Raw genomic sequence first — 18261 nt, 5'->3', positions numbered from 1 at the left:
CTTTAACTGGCATCAATGCTCTAACATCTGATCGACTGGGCAACAAAATTTTAGAATTTCTTCACTTCAACCCTTAAACGCAACATAGCTCCCATTGCACAGATAATATTCTTGAAGACATTTGTTGTTCTTGCAGAGGAACTGATCAGAGCGGCATGCAGCCTGAGTCGATGGCAACTGATTATATAAAACCACAAAACCGAGCAGTGATTCTTTAAGCCCCGGCGCAACAGCACCGATATAAGGTGAGTTCATCACCTGGCTGAAAGCAAAAGACGCTGCACCTCGCACAAGACTATTTCCAGCCTGTAAAGCACTATTGGCAAACTGCCTTACCTTGTAAGCAACAAGCGGTGTGTGGTCTGGTTTTTGAGTGTGACTATTATCAAGCCTGGGCTGAACAGCGCAAAAGGTGACACTTACCCCATTCTTCGTTCCCTTACGGGGCCGTATAATTTCTTTTGAGAAATGGGCATTATCCGATGGCAGTGTTTGAATGTGCACTTAATCACCATATAAGAATTTGATATGAAAATTTACCGACCTTAAACCTTGGCAGTAATTATTACAGGCTGAACAAGCCCCTGTGATTAGCGATTAGTAATATAGCCAATTTCCTGAACTCATTTGTAACTATTCAGCACCCAGCAAAGGCATATTACTGTAATTCTTAACAGCTCTAAGTAGTGACTGGTATATATCCATACCCTGTTTTCTAGCTGACGACAAAAAGCTCCGAATCCGTGCAAAAAAAGTACCTCCGTCTGCACTTCTGAAGAAAAACCGGGGTCGAAAACCGGGGTCGCGAAAACCGGGGTCGGGTCTTGATTCTTGATCCGATCGTCTTACACTTCCACTTCGTACTGCGCCAGATTCGGCGCAACTCCCTTTACCTCCCCGTTCTGAATAAACACCTTCTCTCCAACGCTCACAGACTCTCCTTTGACCGTAATAACCGAATCATCCCGTAGCCTCGCCTGACTGGTGCCATTGCCATTATTAGCGGTAATAGTGGCGACAATCCGCAACCCTTCAGGAATAAGCGCTTTGAACTGCTGCCAGATGTTAGTGGTTGCCATTGCTTGCATTCCAGATAAACGGTTACTGTCTGGTAAAAATTGGTTCCGTACCTGACTTTTGATTAAAACGACAATCTTCTTGTTAAAAATTTTTTTTTGTGGAACTCAATCTGCTGATTTTTTGTCCTACCCCCAGTGTCAGGGCTTACGCACGTGTATTCTCATTCGTATTTAGAGGACTGAATAACGGCCTTTATGATTATTTTGCGATCAATTTTTACCAATATCTGAAGTAAACGACTGGGTTTAGGCATAAGAGTTGAGTTTTTTATGGTCAAAATGCGCTGAATTAAAGCGTTTGATGAGAATCATTATCCTCGTGCGTAAGCCCTGTAATTGCTGGTTCCCGTTAAAACCTTTTAACTATTCAGAGACAGCAAACTGTCAGAGTTTTTATGAATAACCTACTTGGCAGCAATACCACCTTAAGTTCCCCAGCCTGTGCTATTTGCAAGCGTACCGATTATGATCAGGGTCTCCACTCAATGGTCAGGACGCTATGTCAAGAACCTCACTTTTTCCACAAGGTCTGTATTTACGACTCTTGGTACAATTCCACTGCAGGTGATATCAGTGAGCGTAGTTGTTATGTGTGCAAAGAAACGATACTGAGGTTAATTGACGTAAATTGCCCTGGCAAGCAGGCCGAGCCTGGTACCCTGACAGAGCGGCCCGCTGCTAATATTTTGCCGCAGCACTCGGCCCCCCAGGTTCGGCTGTTGTTCGATGCCGCTGAAAAGGGCAATATTGAGCGCTTGAAAATGCTGATCGACCAAAAAGTAGATGTTAATGCCTCGTGCGAGGATGGAACCACACCTTTGCACATTGCTATTTGTAACGGTCACACCAGCATTGTGAAAGCGCTAATCGGCAAGAGGGCCGATCATCTGTCTGTTCTGATAGACATTATTTGTGATTTACCTGGCGTCATTAAAAGTGTTCTTCAGATGGAAAAATTCGATGTTTTTATTAAAATCATCAAATTTGGAGTGAAAATTTATACTCACCTGTCTGATTTGTTTTCCAATCTCGCTAATGTCAACGCTGCCCGAACAACCAATGGTGAAACACCTCTGCACATCGCCACTGGAAGAAGTAACGTTAAGTGTTTAGAAATCCTGATTCACAGCGGTGGAAAAGTTAATTCGCAACTGAAAACAGGTGAAACGCCCCTGCACATCGCCGCTGGCAATGGCGATATAAACTGTTTGAAAGCTCTAGCCGGTTATGTACCCAATACCAAAGAAAACTGGCAGACCATTTGTGATCAAGTCATTTCACTGTTAGAAGATGCTAAGAAAGGAAAAATAAAGGACCCGAAAAACCTGCTTAATCAGGACCTAATTAAAGCTTCTGTGAAAGCTTTCTCAGCTTTTAAAAAACAGTTCTGTACGACGGCCAAAATTAATTTGACTCAAAATGATGGCAAAACGCCTCTGCACCTGGCAGCCGAGAACGGTCATCGTGACTGTCTGGATTGGCTACTTCTTAAGGGAGCTAAGATTCAACCTGCCAATGAAAGAACAATACCTCTGCACTTGGCAGCCATGGGAGCCAAGAACGGACATCTGGAGTGCCTGCGATCTCTGGTTAAGTTTGGATCGGATGTTGATGTTAATACGACCAATGAGAATGGCGAAACAGCGCTGCATATGGCTGCTAAAAACGGCTGCACTGAGAACGTCAAGGCGTTGTTGTGCGTTAACGTCATTAATGTCAATCAAAAAGATGACTATGGCCTGACGGCTCTCCATTTGGCTGCTTGGGCGGGCCACACAGAGATCGTCAGGGAGCTGGTGTCCGTTCCAGGAATCAATGTCAATGAGAAGAATAACTTTGGCGAGACGGCTCTTCATTGGGCTGCTGAGGCGGGCCACACAGAGATCGTCAGGGAGCTGGTGTCCGTTCCAGGAATCAATGTCAATAAGGAGGATGAATTTGGCAGGACGGCTCTCCATTTGGCTGCTGAAAAGGGCCACACAGAGATCGTCAGGAAGCTGGTGTCCGTTCCAGAAATCAATGTCAATGAGAATGATAGCTCTGGCAAGACGGCTCTCCATTGGGCTGCCCGGAAGGGCCACGAAGAGATCGCCAAGGTCTTACGGGCGGCAGCTGACGCCAACAGTGACCGATCCAGGTGCGTTCGGGATTTTCACGATGCCGCCAAAAATGGCAACACAAGATTGATCAGGGAATTGCTGAGGATTGATTCCTCCCTGGCCAAAATCAAGAATAACAATGGTGAAACAGCCCTGCATATGGCCGCTCAAAACGGCCATGTCGGATGCCTGAGACCGCTGATTGAACATGGGGCGAATTTGAATGCCACCAATAAAAACGGCGAAACAGCCCTGCATATAGCCACCAAAATCAACATTAGTGAGGGGCGTCAACAATGGGCTGACATGGGCAGAGATATCAATGAAACCTTAACCAACGGCAGGACGCCCATACACTATACCAACCAACAAGGAAACGATGACGAGTGCCTGAGAGAGATTGTTAATAAAAGAGGAGTGAATATTAATGTCACTGATAACGACGGCATCACGCCTTTGATGATAGCTGCCTTTTGGGGCAAATTTGATCGCCTGATATGGCTGATCGAGGCAGGAGCGGATATAAATATCGCTGCTAAGTGCGGCACAACGGCACTAAGTTCAGCCGCTTGCTGGGGGCGAACCGATTGCCTGAGAAAGCTGCGTGACATGAAAGCGGATATTAATGTCAAAAGCCGTAAAGATGGTGCTACACCCCTGCATAATGCCGCTTCTCATGGCCGCACAGAGTCTGTCAAGGAACTGCTGGCCGATAGCCGAATCCAGGTCAATGAAACGATGAACGATGGTTCCACGGCTCTCCACTTAGCGGCATTTAATGGCCACACAGCAACTCTCAAGTTGCTGCTGGCCGATGGCCGCATCCTTGTCAATGTAACGATGAACGATGGCAGAACGGCTCTCCACTTAGCGGAATATAAAGGCCACACAGCGACTCTCAAGGCGCTGCTGGCCGATGGCCGCGTCTTGGTCAATGAAAAGAACAACGAAGGCGATACGGCTCTCCACCAAGCGGCAGATAATGGCCACACAGAGTCAGTCAAGGAGCTGCTGGCCGATGGCCGCGTCTTGGTCAATGAAAAGAGCAACGATGGCGATACGGCTCTCCACTTAGCTGCCTACAATGGCCACACAGAAACAGTCAAGGAGCTGCTGGCCAATAATGGCTTCACGGTCACTGTAAAGGGCAACTTTGGCGTTACGGCTCTCCACTCAGCTGCTTGTTATGGCCACACAGCGACTCTCGAGGTGCTGCTGGCCGATGGCCGCATCCCGATCAATGAGAAGCAAAGGGGTGGCTATACGGCTCTTGACTTTGCCATAGAGCATCATCACGCAGCATGCAAAGAACTCCTTGAAGACTATGGAGCGCAAACATCGGCCTGTGTTCTACAGTGAGCAACAAAATTACCCGCAGAACCGGTGCCGGGCCTTGAGATTGTTTCAAACTGACTCGAAAGCTTAAACGACATTCGTCTTTTTAAAGTGCCAAATAGAGGCCAACCACAAATTGCTGGAGATTGACCCCTCCCTGGCCAAAGAGAAGGATAAACGGGGCTGGACGGCTCTCCATTGGGCTGCCTCTAAGGGCCACACAGAGATCGTCAGGGAGCCGGTGTCCGTTCCAGGAATCAATGTCAATGAGAAAAATAACGTTGGCTCGACGGCCCTTGATTTTGCTGCCGAGGGGGGCCACACAGACTGCGAGAAACTGCTTGAACCCTATACAGCCTAACCACCGGACTGCCCTCTACAGTGAGCAATAAAATTGCGCGAAGAACTTATTCCTGATTATTTCAAACCTCCACCTCATACTGCGCCAAACTCGGCGCTGTACCTTTTATCTCGCCAGCCTGAATAAACGCCTTTTCACCAACGTTTACAGACTCTCCCTTAACCGTAATAACCGAACCATCCCGAAGCTCTGCCTGACTGGTGCCATTGCCATTTTTGGCGGTAATGGTGGCGACGAACCGCACCCCTTCAGGAATGAGCGCCTTGAACTGCTGCCAGATGTTAGTGGTTGCCATGGGGATTATCCTTTGTGGGCAGTAAAGGCCAGACAACTTATGGTTTGAATTTCTTCGGTAAGTTCAAAGTAGCTATCTGGGAATTCTTGAATTAATGATTGATAACTGCTCCGTGCCTCTCGATGGCAGGGGCTTGTGAAAACTTCCTCTAGCCACAAACCGGGGCCCAAACCGGGGCCGGGTCTTGATTCTTGATCTGATCGCCTTACACTTCCACTTCGTACCGTGCCAGATTCGGCGCAGCTCCCTTTACTTCCCCGTTCTGAATAAACACCTTCTTCCCAACGCTTACAGACTCCCCCTTAACCGTAATAACCGAACCATCCCGAAGCTCTACCTGACTGGTGCCATTGCCATTATTGGCGGTAATGGTGGCGACAATCCGCACGCCTTCAGGTATCAGAGCCTTGAACTGTTGCCAGATATTGTGGTTGCCATGGTCTATTATCTCCTTATTTATTGGTGAGGAATGCACAGTGGAATTTACTGAAGAGTATGAAGATGTCCTTCAAAATCTTGAGTACCCGATTATGAATTACTATTACCAGAACCCTGTTTTGGAGGATTGGGATGTCAAACGGGCACTTGAGGCCGCCATTGAGCATTACCGGGCAGAGTTCGCAAACCGGCCGCCCAAGACGAAGAACCTGTCACTATTTGAGCAGCAGCTGAGCAGTCAGCTGATTACAATCTGCGAATGGCGCCTTGGCCGGGTCAGCCTGGATGAGGTGACAGCGATGACTGAGGAGTATGCCTACCAGTTTAAGGAAGATGACTTTATAAAAACGTCTGAAGAACTTCAAAAGTGCCTGAAGCGGATTATCAAGTCTGTCGAGCGATGGAACCGAGTGGGAGGTAAGCAGGGCTATTTGAATTTCACTGCACAATTTTTTCCTGTCCCTTAGTAGTGGCGCTCTAAATCAACTGATTTGATAACAGCTCCCACGCCACTTGCACTGATACTGGTGGCCAGGCACAGCCCCTGCCAGTCGCCAGTAATATCCATTACCTCCACGAGCATTCCCGGCTCGATTAAGCCCGGTGCCGTGTTGCTATCCGTTAGCGGCAGTTCAATAGTGGTAATGCTCTGATTACCGCCCTTGGCCAGTTCATTTACCTCAATTTGCTTGGGACCGTTTTCGTCCGGTTCTACCAAGGCGATATTGGAAGCGCCCCACAGCTGCCCGGTAAAGCTCCATGAGAAGCTATCAATATCAAGACTGATCTCCATTGAGGGCAATTCCAGCGGTGTCCGGGCAGGTAATACCACGGCGGTGATGATGTTCATAAGCAGATAACTCTCCCTGATCTCTGGCTGTTCCGGCTTTGGCTTTTTGATCACCTCCGGGTCTGTCTCGCCGCCCTCGCCGCCATAGTTGCCGGTGACCGTTTCATCCTTGGCTTTCTGACTGAAGCCCCACGGCAGGACAACCGGCTGATCTTCGGCTCGGTTGCTCTGGAAGGTAAAGCGTCGTTTGTTATCCACAGGGACAGCTGCGATTTCTTCATCAAAGGCACCAATCTGGAAAAATACCCTGCCGTTTGCCTGTGGCTGGTACTCCATATCCCGGAAGGTAAAATTCAGTGGTTGCTGTGGGTGAAATACGATTCCATTTGGTTAACTACTTAGAGGCTGTTTTAAAACTACTTAAGCCTTCGTAGCATTATGCGAATCATGCATATATAAACGAAGGCTTCTGAACTCCTTGGCAGCTGTTCATAGTCTTTAGATAAACGTCTGGATCCTTCAAACCAGCCAAAGGTTCTCTCCACAACCCAGCGCCTGGCTTGCACGACAAACTTTCCACGTGGGCGTTTTGTGATTTCAAGTTCCCTTTTGGGTTTGAAACGATAAAACCACTCTTCAAGGTAACCCCGGTAGCCACAATCAGCCCAGACTTTCCCGATGTTTTTAAAGTATTTCTTAAGGTGTGCCAGTATGAACTGTCCTGCAAAACTATCACTAAATGCGGCTGCGTGTACCCATACCACCAGAATCAGGCCAAGAGTATCAACAGCTATATGACGTTTTCTGCCTTTTATTTTCTTCCCGCCATCATAGCCTCGATCCCCCCTTTTACCGAGGTTTTCACGGATTGGGAGTCAATGCTTGCTGCTGTTGGTTGTGGCTCTTTGCCCGCCTGAATTCGCACCTGGTCACGAAGAGCATCATGCACCTTCTTCCATGTTCCATCTTGTTTCCAGATTCGGAAATAGGTGTAGACAGTACTCCATGGTGGAAAGTCAGAAGGCAGCATTCGCCACTGACAGCCTGTTTTAGTGAGATAGAATATGACATTCAATATCAGACGATAACTCCAGTCACGTGGTCGCCTATTTTTTGGAGTATCATAGCCAGGGTCAGGGAATAGAGGCTTGAGGATTGCCCACTCATCATCGGTCAGGTCGGATGGATACATAATTATCCTCCTTCAACTAATCAGATACTGTAGTTATAGACGACGTTGAGTTTTTTATCCTGAGTTAATGGTCAGTAACTTTTACAACAGTCTCTTAGTCTTTTATCTAAAAAAAAAGCCCCTGCTCTTTTAGAGAGTCAGGGGCTAAATTGCAGGAAGCAAACGGTGGGCGGGGAGTGTCACCCGAATACATTAAATTAATTATCAATCCCCAATTTCATGATCTGATCAATTAATTCTTGTGTTAAACAACCTGATGCAATTAATCCTGTAATAATTTTGTTTAGTGGTATTCCTTTGGCACGACAAGCTTCAAAACTAAGTCCCAGCAGATTGTCATCATCCAGAACGACTTCAGGGAATTCCAACTGTAAGCTGAGGATATCAGCATTTGATCGGAAGGCATTCTTGATTTTTTCTTGAGGACAGCTGACTGCTAATAATAGATGTTCGATTTGTTCAATAATAAGTTCACTCTTGTTATCTTCCCTGGCAGCATAATAAGCTTGTTCAACGCTATCATCTCTCTCGTACAGAGCGAATTGCCAGGATTCCCACTCTTCTTTAATAAATGTTGTTGGGTTGTTGCTGGAAGTTTCAGAAGATTCGCCAAGTTCAGGGTTGGTTTCGTACAACCCTACCTGACACTGATAGTTGGTGTTTAACACAGAGATAAACTGACTCATAAGTTTTTTGTCGTTGTCAGCCAGGTTTCCGTGGGCCACAGATAATCTGGAGAACTCTGTTGCAAGCTGTGAGGCTGCCTGATTCTGGAGTGCATTAAAGGGATCCTGGTGACTCGTTGGCCTGGTGGCGGATGCACTGCGTGAAGCTGATTTCCCAGTATCAGGGATACCTTCGTTGTATATTCTATTGATAAGATTTTCCTGCACAAGTCCTCTTTTGATCGCAGTCTCAATAAAGGGCTTTGCTTCTACAAGACGGGTTTCAAGTATTGCTCTAAATTGAAAAGGGGTGTCATCTTTTAATACAATTGCAATGAGATGATCATTGAAATATTGTGGATCAATGGCTCGTAAAAAATCTGTCAAAAGATCAGTTCTATGATCAAAAGGTATATTTTTAACGATATCTTCAATAGCATCATATTGTTGGCTATCAACTAAATTGTTTTGCCATTCATTCCAGTCCCAGCGCTCTGGATCAGTAGGATTAGCCAGGTGATAAAGTCCGGGAGTTAACGTGAAGCGTGTTGACGATAACTCGTTCAACCGACTAATGGTTCTGGCAAATAATGATTTTCTGATATCGCTGATATTAACGGCATTAGTTTGCCGTTGTTCATTGATTTCTATAGATTTTTTAATAAAATTTTCGGCCAGTTTATTGATGTCATCAGTTTCCTTTAGTGAATTGCCCATTGATTCTTGATAAGTTAATGGTCTACCGGTAGCAGAAAAAGTTGTGTCCACAATAATACACCTCAAAAAATGTTTGACAGAACCTGCCTGTAGAGAATATAAGCAGCCGTTAAAGTAATGGTTTGATAAATAACCCTGTGGAATTAGAGTCTCATATTGAGGAAAAGTTCATAACCATATCAACAGCCCATGACTACCGGGCTGGAATCATCTTCGGCAGTTCAGGCCTTTTCTGATGAAAGGTCTGGAAATTCCCACCATCACTGGCTGCTCATGCGGTGAGTTAGTTCATGACAGTTAAAACCAACGACGCAAATATCAACGGCATCTGGTCTGCAGTGCTGATCGAAGAACTGTGGCGACTGGGTATCCGGCATTGCTGTATTGCCCCGGGATCCCGCTCAGCACCATTGACCTTTGCCGTAGCAGATCATCATGGTATGACCCGCCATATTCATTTCGATGAACGAGGGCTTGGTTTCTTCGCCCTGGGTCTGGCCAGGGCCACGGGAGAACCGGTGGCTTTGATCACTACTTCAGGCACTGCGGTTGCTAATCTCTACCCGGCGATTATCGAAGCTCACCAGTCGGGTATACCGCTGGTGGTTCTGACGGCTGATCGTCCTCCCGAGTTGATTGACTGTGGTGCAAATCAGGCCATTGATCAGTTGAATATCTTTGGTAACTACACCGGCGCGACGCTGGACTTGCCAACGCCGGACAGGTCCATCTCCCTCCGTTGGCTGCTGGGCAGTATTGATCAGGCGTATGCCCGATCATCAGCGCTGGGGCTGCCTCTGCATATCAACTGCATGTTTCGGGAGCCGCTCTATCCCCATCAGGTGGAAGCAACGGTTTCTATTGAAAATGACGTCTATCTTGCCAGTATCCAACCATGGATGACCTCATTAACGCCTTATACTGAGTACTTTGTACCAGAGTTAACCCGGCTGCCTGATAGTGGTCGCTGGCAGCATTTTGCCGATGGTAAAGGCCTGATTGTGGTGGGACGGGTGATGCCTGAGACTGACGTTAATATCATTGTGCAGTTATCCGAACGCCTGGGCTGGCCATTAATTGCCGATGTTCAATCACAGCTGCACGGTCACCGAAAAACCATCAGGCACACTGACCTGTTACTGGCCAGTTCTGCCAGCGAAAGTCTATTCAATAAGGTCGACCGTGTGCTACAGATTGGCGGTTACCTGACGTCGAAACGATTGGATCAGTTTATTGCCCGGCACCATTGGCAGGAATACTGGATGCTTGACCCTGCTCCCAGAAGAGTCGATACAGGGCAGCGGCAGAGTGTGCGTCTGGTGGGTGATATTGATTCAGTTTGTCGTCAACTGTTGTTCAACAGTGAAGCGATACAGGCTGACAGGGAATGGAGCAGACCATTTACAGCCCAGGCAGAAAAGCTTGGTGAATTGCTGAAAAGTCAACGACCAGAGCAGCTTAATGAGCAATGGATCGGTGCTTCTCTGGGGGAACTGTTACCACCCGGAAGCCACTTATTTCTGGGGAACAGTCTGCCCATTCGCATGGTGGATATCTTCTCAACACACCATTTGCCCGGGGTTTATGCCAGCCGTGGCGTCAGTGGCATTGATGGGCTGATTGCTACTGCGGCAGGATGTGCTGCCGGACACCAGGGGCCAATGGTGTTATTGATTGGGGACATCTCTTTTCTCCATGACCTTAACTCCCTGCAATTGGCTGCACGGAGCAAAACGCCGCTGGTTATTGTGCTGATCAATAACGACGGTGGTGGTATTTTCTATGTGACCACCAAAGGGTGTAGCAATGAGGTTGCCCATGTGACTAATGATTATTTTGTCACACCCCACGGTCTTACAGCAGAGCATGCGGCTGAGATGTTCAGAATTGATTACTCTGCACAGCAATCCATTGATGACTTTACCACGCAGTTTAATAGAGCCTGCAGTCAGGCTGGCTGCTCCATTATTGAAGTCTTTACCGAATCTGGCCTTGGGGCAAAAAGTATTGAACAGGCCGTCGCTATGGCGAAAACACTGTGAGCCTGTCTTACTACTGTGCTGGTGATGTTCATGCGCCAGTCCTGGTGTTACTGCATGGGTTTCTGGGCAGTGCAAACGACTGGGGATCCCTGCTGGCAGCGCTGAAAGACGACTATTGCCTGATTGCTGTTGACCTGCCGGGCCATGGCTCAAGTCTGTGGCTGGAGGAAGATAAACAGGGCGCTGACTACTTCTGCTATCGCCTGGAACAGACGGTTCAAACCATTGAACAGGTGGAAGGCATCAGCCTGAAACGATTCAACCTGCTGGGCTATTCACTGGGAGGACGTCTGGCCATGGCGTATACCACTGCTTTCCCCCAGCGAGTGGCGCAGCTGTTACTGGAAGGAGCGCATCCCGGGCTGGTCAGTGAGCAGGAAAGAAGCGAGCGTTATCGGTCAGATCTGCAATGGGCCAGACGCTTTACTGAAGAATCAGTGGCTGATGTGCTTTTGGACTGGTATAAACAGCCGGTTTTTTCTGACCTGGATGATAGCCAGATTCGCTCGTTGATTGCTGAGCGATCAAAAGGCAGTGGTTCGGTTCTGGCTAATGCCTTGATGGCATTCAGTCTATCGAAGCAGCCAGACTATCGCCAGGCACTTTCCCGGCTCAAGGCTGATTGTCAGCTCAGCGCCGGTTCACCACTGTCCGTTCATTATTTTTATGGTGAAAATGATCACAAGTTCGGGCAGCTAGGACAACATTTGCTGACAGAGCATGTCATACACAGTGTCCACCCGGTGACCGGGTGTGGACACAATGTTCATCGGGAGCAACCAGAGGCTATGGCCCGGTTGCTCAGAGAGCTCTTCTGAAGAGCTATAAGGAGTTGGATATGAGCAAGCAGCTGGATTCAGGTGTGATCTGGGAAAACCTCAGCGGTGATTATGAGGACATCCTCTATCACCGGGCAGAGGGTATGGCCAAAATTACCATTAACCGCCCGGAAAAGCGCAACGCCTTTCGCCCACAAACCATTGTAGAAATCCAGAAAGCCCTGGAGTCGGCACGTTTTGATGAGTCGGTGGGTGTGGTGATTCTGACCGGTGCCGGAGATCTGGCTTTCTGTTCCGGTGGTGACCAGAGCGTTCGCGGCGATTCGGGCTACAAGGATGATAAAGGAACTCATCATCTGAATGTTCTCGACCTGCAACGTCAGATCAGAACCTGTCCAAAGCCGGTGATTGCCATGGTGGCCGGTTATGCCATCGGTGGTGGTCATGTCCTGCACCTGGTTTGTGATCTGACGATTGCGGCGGATAATGCCCGTTTTGGTCAGACCGGCCCGAAAGTGGGGTCATTTGATGGTGGTTTTGGTGCCAGCTATCTGGCACGTATCGTTGGTCAGAAAAAAGCCCGGGAAATCTGGTTCCTCTGTCGTCAGTACGATGCCAGACAGGCTGAAGATATGGGGCTGGTCAATACCGTTGTGCCTCTGGCAGAGCTGGAGCGGACAACCGTAGAATGGTGTCGTGAGATTTTGCAGCACTCTCCTCTGGCGCTTCGCTGCCTGAAATCTGCCATGAATGCCGACTGCGATGGTCAGACCGGTCTTCAGGAACTGGCGGGTAATGCGACTCTGCTGTTCTATATGAGCGCAGAGGCACAGGAAGGACGGGATGCTTTCCTGGAAAAACGTCAGCCGGATTTCAGTCGCTTTGGTCGTAATTCCTGAAGCATGAAAGACTGTAAGGCCGATATCCTGAGGTATCGGCTGCCTTTAAAGCAGCCGTTATGGCTGAAGCACGCCTGCCTGAATAAGCGCGAAGGGCTGATTTTGCGTTTGCGTATCGGTGACCGGTGGGGTTATGGCGACATAGCGCCACTGCCCGGGTTTAGCCGTGAGAGTCTTGCAGACGCGGAAGAACAACTTCAGGCTTTCTGTCGGGCCGTTAATGGTGGCAGGCCGTTATCTATCAACAGTGCTTTTCTCACTGATGTTCTGCATTTGCAGCCAGTACCGTCAGTGCTGTTTGGTATTGAATCGGCTCTGTGGTGGTTGCAACAGGACCATTGGTTTGACCCGCCAGCAACCGGACCACTTTTGCTGGGTAGCACCGAGGATATCCTCCGCCGACTTGCGCTGTGGCAGGGAAACTGGCCGACAGAATTCAAGTTGAAGATAGGCCGAGACTCAATAGAAGGCGACTGTGTCAGAATTAAACAGGTTCTGCAGGCTCTGCCAACGTCCGTCAGCATCAAGCTGGATGCCAATCAGCAATGGACATTGGATCAAGCCCTCAGGGTCACAGCCTCTATTGATGTCGAGCGAATTACTTATGTTGAAGAGCCGACCGCGCATGTGGCCGAATTCTCACAACTCTACCAGCAGACCGGGCTTCGCTTTGCCCTGGATGAAACGGTCCAACACCCGGAATACCTCCTACACCCCATGCAGGGTCTGGCGGCCATTGTGATCAAACCGACGCTGGTGGGTGGTTTGGCCCGTTGCCGACAGCTGGTGACAACCGGCAGAAGCGTTGGTGTCAGGACTGTTTTCAGCTCTTCTTATGAGTCGTCTATTGGATTGCACATACTGGAGCAGCTCAGCGCTCAGTGGACACCGGAAGAACGACCGGGTCTGGACACCTTATCGGCTTTTACCGACAGCCTGACCTCAGCAAGGATTACTGCCGGTCAGCCGGTTGCCATTAACCCCGCTTTTTTTCAGTAATACAGAGCTGAACAGAAGCATAGCAGAACGCCGTTGATGAAAACGATCTTCCCCGAATTGCAACACTGTCCCTTGCGTTATCGAGCCATTCATCAGTCCTCCTGTACAGCGATTCAGCTGGAGGAGGGCGGAGTCACGTTTCGGCAGCTGGATGCGTGGGTGGATGAGTGTTGTCGTATATATCGGGATAAGGGCATGAGAGTGGGCCGCCGTCTTCTGTTTGTCACCCATAAACCATTGGACACTGTGGTGGTTGCCCTGGCCTGCCTTCGTTCCCAATGGGTTTTCTGCCCGGTAAACCCGGCGTTTCCGGAAGCGCAAATGTCGGGATATCGTGATCGTATTGGAGCTGCGCTGTTGGCAGACAGTGCGGGTATCGATTTTCATCAACGGATTGCTCATACACGGCCACGGCCGGAGAGCAGACTTCAGCCCATTAAGATCGATGCTGAAGCCGTTTACGACCTGATCGCCACCTCTGGAACGACGGGCATCCCAAAGGCGGTAGCGCACAGTTATAAAAATCATTATTTTAGTGCCCTGGGCTCCATGCATACCTTGCCATTAACCTATGGTGATACCTGGCTGTTATCCTTGCCGCTGTTTCATGTGGGCGGATTGGCCATTGTTATGCGTTGCCTGCTGGCTGGTATCACAATGGTGCTGTTTGAGCGTCGGTTGTCGTTGGATGACATGCTGATCAGACAGCGGTTGACCCATCTTTCCCTGGTGAATACCCAATTGTTCAGGCTGCTGCAGTCCGGGTTATCACTCTATGATTTGGGCGTACGTTATATTCTGCTGGGTGGCGGCGTTGCTTCCCCGAGGCTGGTGGAGGCGGTAAAAGCACAGGGGGTCACTGTTCTGACCACCTATGGTCTGACCGAGATGGCCTCTCAGGTGTGTACCGGAGAGCCTCTGTTTACCAGTGGTCGTGTTACTTCCGGAGCGGTATTGCCATGGCGTGAGGTCCGTTTAACAGAGGACGGCGAGATTCAGGTGCGTGGTGACACTCTGGCCAAAGGCTATTTTCAGCAGGGCGAGGTGACGCCATTTCCGGGTACCCGTGGCTGGTTTAATACCGGTGACAAAGGACGTTGGCACGGTGACCAGTTACAGGTCTGTGGTCGTATGGATAATATGTTGATCTCAGGGGGGGAGAATATTCATCCTGAAGAGATTGAGCAGGCTTTGCTGACCTTCCCGGAGATTGTCCAGGCGGTGGTCGTTGCCATAACGGATCCTGAATATGGCCAGCGCCCTGTGGCTTACGTTCAGACGGTGGACGGTGCCCTGAATGAATCATTTACAAAACAGAGGCTGGCAGGCAAGATAGCTAAATTCAAAGTGCCGGTACATATTCGTTTGTTTCCTGAGCAGATAGCGGAAGCCGGGATCAAGATTAATCGCCGTTTTTTTCAGGCACTTTTGGAATAATACGACGATACAGGCAGATTTCTGCCAACAATGTACTAGACTAGGTTCAACAAACTTAGCCAAACCAAATTGCAGGGCGCAATTGGTTTGAATTTAGCAGTCAGACGTTGAAGTTAGAATAATATGAAAAATAACCCCATTAGCTACAACGCTTCCAGCGCCCGGACCTCTTTTGATGAGGCGCTGTCCCATAATTCCCCAGTCAGGGCTTTTCTGGCTGTAAAACTTCCTCTTGAACTTGCTGCAACGCTGCATAAGAAAGCCATTCATCGAGCCGGTGAAGGTCATGTTCATGACTTGCGCTGGGTAGCTCCCCAGCAGCAGCACATTACCCTTAAATTCCTGGGCAATAGCTCCCCCCAACAGTTACAGCAGTTAATCAGCAATCTTGAAAATGATCTGGCGGACTACCATACCTTTGACAGTATGACCGGTTGTTTTCGTTTCTTTCCAAATGAGCGAAACCCCCGGGTGCTGGCTCTGGAGATGCATTCAGGACAGGAGTTAAAACGGCTAGCTGATATCTGTGAGCAGGCAGCAGTGCAGTCAGGCTTCAGTGCTGAAACCCGGAATTTTCGCCCCCACGTAACCCTGGGGCGGTTTAAACGACCAAGGTATGTCACCCATAGTCAGTATTTTAACCTTCCCAGCTTCCGGGTGACGGTGGGTGAGGTGGTATTACTGGAAAGTGAGAACACTGCAATGGGAACGCGATATAAATCTCTCCATGCTTTTCCGTTGTTGCCTCTTGCTATTAGTGCATGAAAACACTGATGAGTAGATGGTTGCCTGGTACATGGCTTCAATGAGTTTGACGTATACAATCTCCGTTCACCCTGAGCGCCCTTCGGCTCCGCTCAGGATGCACGGACGAAGGGTGCTTGGCACGATCTCAGAGTCCTGAGTTTTCGCCCTTCGACAGGCTCAGGACGAACGGAGTGCGGAGGCATGACAACCCGGCAAACTCATTGAAACCATGTGCTAGTTGTTGATACTTATTTTTCTGGCTATTTCTTGATAAGTATCAAGTCGGTTTTTTTGTTCAGCGTGCTATGCTGCGCAAAAACTACTGGATAATTCTCTATGGAATTGGTGTGTCCTGCCGGTAACCTTCCTTCCCTGAAAGCCGCTGTCGATAATGGTGCTGATGCCGTATACATCGGCTTTCGTGATGAAACCAATGCCCGACATTTTGCCGGTCTGAACTTTTCTGATCAGCGGGCCATGAAGGCACTGGACTACGTTGATAAAAATCCCCGTGGAAAAAAGGTGCGGCTTTTTGTTGCGGTAAACACCTATGCTCAGGCGACCAACTGGCACCGCTGGAAAAAAGCAGTGGATATGTGTGCCGACTTCGGTGTCGATGCCCTGATTGCTGCCGATATCAGCGTGCTGGACTATGCCTGCAAGCGATACCCCGATCTTAATCTTCATCTTTCCGTTCAGGCTTCTGCCACTAACCAGGCCAGCCTGTCTTTTTATCATGATCATTTTGGTATCAAACGCGCAGTACTGCCCAGGGTGCTGTCGTTAAAACAGGTTGAGCGACTGGCTCAGAAAAGCCCGGTGGAGCTGGAAGTATTTGCCTTTGGCAGTCTTTGTATTATGGCCGAAGGGCGCTGCATTCTCTCTTCTTATGTGACAGGGGAATCGCCCAATACCGCCGGTGCCTGTTCTCCGGCATCCGCTGTGCGCTGGCAGACAACGGCCAATGGGATGGAAACCCGACTGGGAGGTTTGTTGATCGACCGTTTTGATCACCACGAGCAGGCCGGTTATCCAACCCTCTGCAAGGGGCGCTTTACGGTGAATGATCAGGTCAGTCATGCCATTGAAGAGCCTACCAGCCTCAATACCCTGGATCTGATCCCTCAGCTGTATCAGTCTGGCATCAGTGCGGTGAAAATTGAGGGCCGCCAGCGAAGCCCGGCCTATGTTGCCGAAGTGGTGAGAATCTGGCGGGAAGCGCTGGACCATTACCAGGTCAATCCAGATCGTTTTACCACCAATGAACGCTGGATGGCTGGCCTTTCCCGTTTGTCTGAAGGTAGCCAGACTACACTGGGTGCCTATAATCGCCCCTGGCAGTGATGTTAGCTGCTTGACACTCTCTTTTGATTTAAACCACAAAGACACGAGCCATAAAGGTTTACATGCTTTGCTTTCTTTGTGGCTGGCAGATCGCGTTTTCGGGTAACGCCCGGCGCAGACAGGGAATAAACTATGCAAATCACCCTTGGCCCATTACTGTTCTTCTGGCCTAAACAAGACGTTATGGCGTTTTACGAGAAAGTAGCCGAGTCCGCCTTTGAACGAGTCTACCTGGGAGAAGTCGTATGCTCGAAAAGACGTGAGCTGAAGTTGGATGACTGGTTAGCCATTGCCAGGTTATTGCAGTCTAAAGGCAAAGAAGTCGTTCTATCGACACTGACGCTGATTGAAGCTGAGTCTGAACTGGCTCAGGTGAGCAAGGTCTGTGAGAACGGAGACTTTACTGTAGAAGCCAACGATATGGCCGCTGTCCACTATCTATCAAAAGCGGGCGTCCCTTTTATTACCGGTCCTTCGGTGAATCTGTACAGTGCTGAAGCATTGCAGGTTCTGCATGGTACCGGTTTAAAACGCTGGGTTTTGCCGGTTGAACTCTCTTTTGAGCACCTTAAGTTGATTATGGGGCGCTTGCCAGAGCTGGGCATTGATGATCTGGAAACCGAGGTATTCAGCTATGGCTACCTGCCACTGGCCTACTCGGCCCGCTGTTTTACCGCCCGAACCCATGAGCTGAGCAAAGACAGCTGCGAGTTCAGCTGTATTAAGTCATCAGCAGGTATTCCCCTGGCGACCCGGGAAGGTGATGCGCTGTTTACCATCAACGGTATTCAGACACTGTCTGGCAGTTGTCATAATATTCTGGATCAGTGGCAGGTGATGGCCAGTGCCGGAGTGAAGGCCATGCGTCTTTCCGGGCATTCGGAAGATATTCTGAAAGTGGCTGATGAACTGGCGCAGGCAATGGCGTTGGGGAGTAAGGTCATGACTTCGGACATTCAACAATGTAATGGCTATTGGTCAGGAAAGCCCGGCATAACCCATTGAGTAACAGGGAGCAATGATAGAACCCCCATTAAAGTCTG

General features: G+C 49.1%; 17 protein-coding genes. 11 read left to right on the top strand and 6 right to left on the bottom strand.

Annotation, left to right across the window (positions count from 1 at the left end):
* Window positions 1–845: 845 nt before the first annotated feature.
* A complete protein-coding gene (locus ACO6VE_RS13415; protein WP_422461729.1) occupies window positions 846–1079 on the bottom strand; it encodes a hypothetical protein in 234 nt (77 codons plus the stop codon).
* Window positions 1080–1798: 719 nt separating this feature from the next.
* Between ACO6VE_RS13415 and ACO6VE_RS13410 the strand changes: the two genes are divergently transcribed.
* On the top strand, window positions 1799–4537 hold the full coding sequence (locus tag ACO6VE_RS13410) for an ankyrin repeat domain-containing protein (RefSeq protein ID WP_422461727.1): 2739 nt from the start codon (window positions 1799–1801) through the stop codon (window positions 4535–4537).
* 112 nt (window positions 4538–4649) lie between these two features.
* On the top strand, window positions 4650–4874 hold the full coding sequence (locus tag ACO6VE_RS13405; RefSeq protein WP_422461725.1) for an ankyrin repeat domain-containing protein: 225 nt from the start codon (window positions 4650–4652) through the stop codon (window positions 4872–4874).
* Between the two features lie 61 nt (window positions 4875–4935).
* Here ACO6VE_RS13405 and ACO6VE_RS13400 read toward each other — a convergent pair whose 3' ends face one another.
* Entirely contained in the window at window positions 4936–5169 is a 234-nt protein-coding gene (locus tag ACO6VE_RS13400) for a hypothetical protein (protein WP_422461723.1), read from the bottom strand.
* Window positions 5170–5374: 205 nt separating this feature from the next.
* Window positions 5375–5644, bottom strand: coding sequence for a hypothetical protein (locus tag ACO6VE_RS13395; protein WP_422461721.1), 270 nt, complete (start codon window positions 5642–5644; stop codon window positions 5375–5377).
* Between the two features lies 1 nt (window position 5645).
* On the opposite strand from ACO6VE_RS13395, the gene ACO6VE_RS13390 reads away from it, so the two are divergent.
* Complete coding sequence (locus ACO6VE_RS13390) at window positions 5646–6074, top strand: hypothetical protein (protein ID WP_422461719.1); 429 nt, start codon at window positions 5646–5648, stop codon at window positions 6072–6074.
* Here the strand turns inward: ACO6VE_RS13390 and ACO6VE_RS13385 are convergent.
* From ACO6VE_RS13385 to ACO6VE_RS13375, 3 genes are all read right to left on the bottom strand, one after another.
* Complete coding sequence (locus ACO6VE_RS13385; RefSeq protein ID WP_422461717.1) at window positions 6071–6733, bottom strand: hypothetical protein; 663 nt, start codon at window positions 6731–6733, stop codon at window positions 6071–6073. The genes ACO6VE_RS13390 and ACO6VE_RS13385 overlap by 4 nt on opposite strands.
* Window positions 6734–6813: 80 nt before the next feature.
* Window positions 6814–7589 (bottom strand): IS5 family transposase gene (locus ACO6VE_RS13380; protein WP_422461715.1). Its coding sequence is split into 2 segments (ribosomal slippage): window positions 6814–7250 and window positions 7250–7589, totalling 777 coding nucleotides; the frame shifts between segments, so codons are not numbered across the junction.
* A 197-nt stretch (window positions 7590–7786) separates the two neighbouring features.
* Entirely contained in the window at window positions 7787–9022 is a 1236-nt protein-coding gene (locus tag ACO6VE_RS13375) for a hypothetical protein (RefSeq protein WP_422461713.1), read from the bottom strand.
* 239 nt (window positions 9023–9261) lie between these two features.
* Here ACO6VE_RS13375 and menD point away from each other — a divergent pair, with 239 nt between their 5' ends.
* From menD to ACO6VE_RS13335, 8 genes are all read left to right on the top strand, one after another.
* Window positions 9262–11013 (top strand): 2-succinyl-5-enolpyruvyl-6-hydroxy-3-cyclohexene-1-carboxylic-acid synthase, encoded by a 1752-nt coding sequence (gene menD / locus ACO6VE_RS13370; RefSeq protein ID WP_422461711.1) that lies wholly within the window; start codon window positions 9262–9264, stop codon window positions 11011–11013.
* A complete protein-coding gene (menH, locus tag ACO6VE_RS13365) occupies window positions 11010–11831 on the top strand; it encodes a 2-succinyl-6-hydroxy-2,4-cyclohexadiene-1-carboxylate synthase (RefSeq protein ID WP_422461709.1) in 822 nt (273 codons plus the stop codon). The genes menD and menH overlap by 4 nt, the downstream gene beginning before the upstream one ends.
* Before the next feature lie 20 nt (window positions 11832–11851).
* A complete protein-coding gene (gene menB / locus ACO6VE_RS13360) occupies window positions 11852–12691 on the top strand; it encodes a 1,4-dihydroxy-2-naphthoyl-CoA synthase (RefSeq protein WP_101747640.1) in 840 nt (279 codons plus the stop codon).
* A gap of 3 nt (window positions 12692–12694) precedes the next feature.
* On the top strand, window positions 12695–13690 hold the full coding sequence (menC, locus tag ACO6VE_RS13355; protein WP_422461707.1) for an o-succinylbenzoate synthase: 996 nt from the start codon (window positions 12695–12697) through the stop codon (window positions 13688–13690).
* A 36-nt stretch (window positions 13691–13726) separates the two neighbouring features.
* Entirely contained in the window at window positions 13727–15127 is a 1401-nt protein-coding gene (gene menE, locus ACO6VE_RS13350) for an o-succinylbenzoate--CoA ligase (protein ID WP_422461705.1), read from the top strand.
* A 123-nt stretch (window positions 15128–15250) separates the two neighbouring features.
* Window positions 15251–15892, top strand: a complete 642-nt coding sequence (gene thpR, locus ACO6VE_RS13345; RefSeq protein WP_422461703.1) for an RNA 2',3'-cyclic phosphodiesterase — start codon at window positions 15251–15253, stop codon at window positions 15890–15892.
* A gap of 318 nt (window positions 15893–16210) precedes the next feature.
* A complete protein-coding gene (gene ubiU / locus ACO6VE_RS13340; protein WP_422445899.1) occupies window positions 16211–17218 on the top strand; it encodes a ubiquinone anaerobic biosynthesis protein UbiU in 1008 nt (335 codons plus the stop codon).
* A gap of 132 nt (window positions 17219–17350) precedes the next feature.
* On the top strand, window positions 17351–18223 hold the full coding sequence (locus ACO6VE_RS13335; protein WP_422461701.1) for a U32 family peptidase: 873 nt from the start codon (window positions 17351–17353) through the stop codon (window positions 18221–18223).
* The last annotated feature ends 38 nt before the right edge of the window (window positions 18224–18261 follow it).

The organism is Endozoicomonas sp. ALB115, from assembly GCF_049310245.1.
Taxonomy (GTDB): domain Bacteria; phylum Pseudomonadota; class Gammaproteobacteria; order Pseudomonadales; family Endozoicomonadaceae; genus Endozoicomonas.
This window is presented reverse-complemented; position numbering and strand designations above follow the sequence as displayed.

Excerpts from the sequence above, each read along its gene's own strand:
- ACO6VE_RS13415 (WP_422461729.1), bottom strand. The coding sequence starts at position 1,079 with ATGGCAACCACTAACATCTGGCAGCAGTTCAAAGCGCTTATTCCTGAA.
- ACO6VE_RS13400 (WP_422461723.1), bottom strand. The coding sequence starts at position 5,169 with ATGGCAACCACTAACATCTGGCAGCAGTTCAAGGCGCTCATTCCTGAA.
- ACO6VE_RS13385 (WP_422461717.1), bottom strand. The coding sequence starts at position 6,733 with ATGGAGTACCAGCCACAGGCAAACGGCAGGGTATTTTTCCAGATTGGT.
- menD (WP_422461711.1), top strand. The coding sequence starts at position 9,262 with ATGACAGTTAAAACCAACGACGCAAATATCAACGGCATCTGGTCTGCA.
- menB (WP_101747640.1), top strand. The coding sequence starts at position 11,852 with ATGAGCAAGCAGCTGGATTCAGGTGTGATCTGGGAAAACCTCAGCGGT.
- menC (WP_422461707.1), top strand. The coding sequence starts at position 12,695 with ATGAAAGACTGTAAGGCCGATATCCTGAGGTATCGGCTGCCTTTAAAG.
- menE (WP_422461705.1), top strand. The coding sequence starts at position 13,727 with ATGAAAACGATCTTCCCCGAATTGCAACACTGTCCCTTGCGTTATCGA.
- thpR (WP_422461703.1), top strand. The coding sequence starts at position 15,251 with ATGAAAAATAACCCCATTAGCTACAACGCTTCCAGCGCCCGGACCTCT.
- ubiU (WP_422445899.1), top strand. The coding sequence starts at position 16,211 with ATGGAATTGGTGTGTCCTGCCGGTAACCTTCCTTCCCTGAAAGCCGCT.
- ACO6VE_RS13335 (WP_422461701.1), top strand. The coding sequence starts at position 17,351 with ATGCAAATCACCCTTGGCCCATTACTGTTCTTCTGGCCTAAACAAGAC.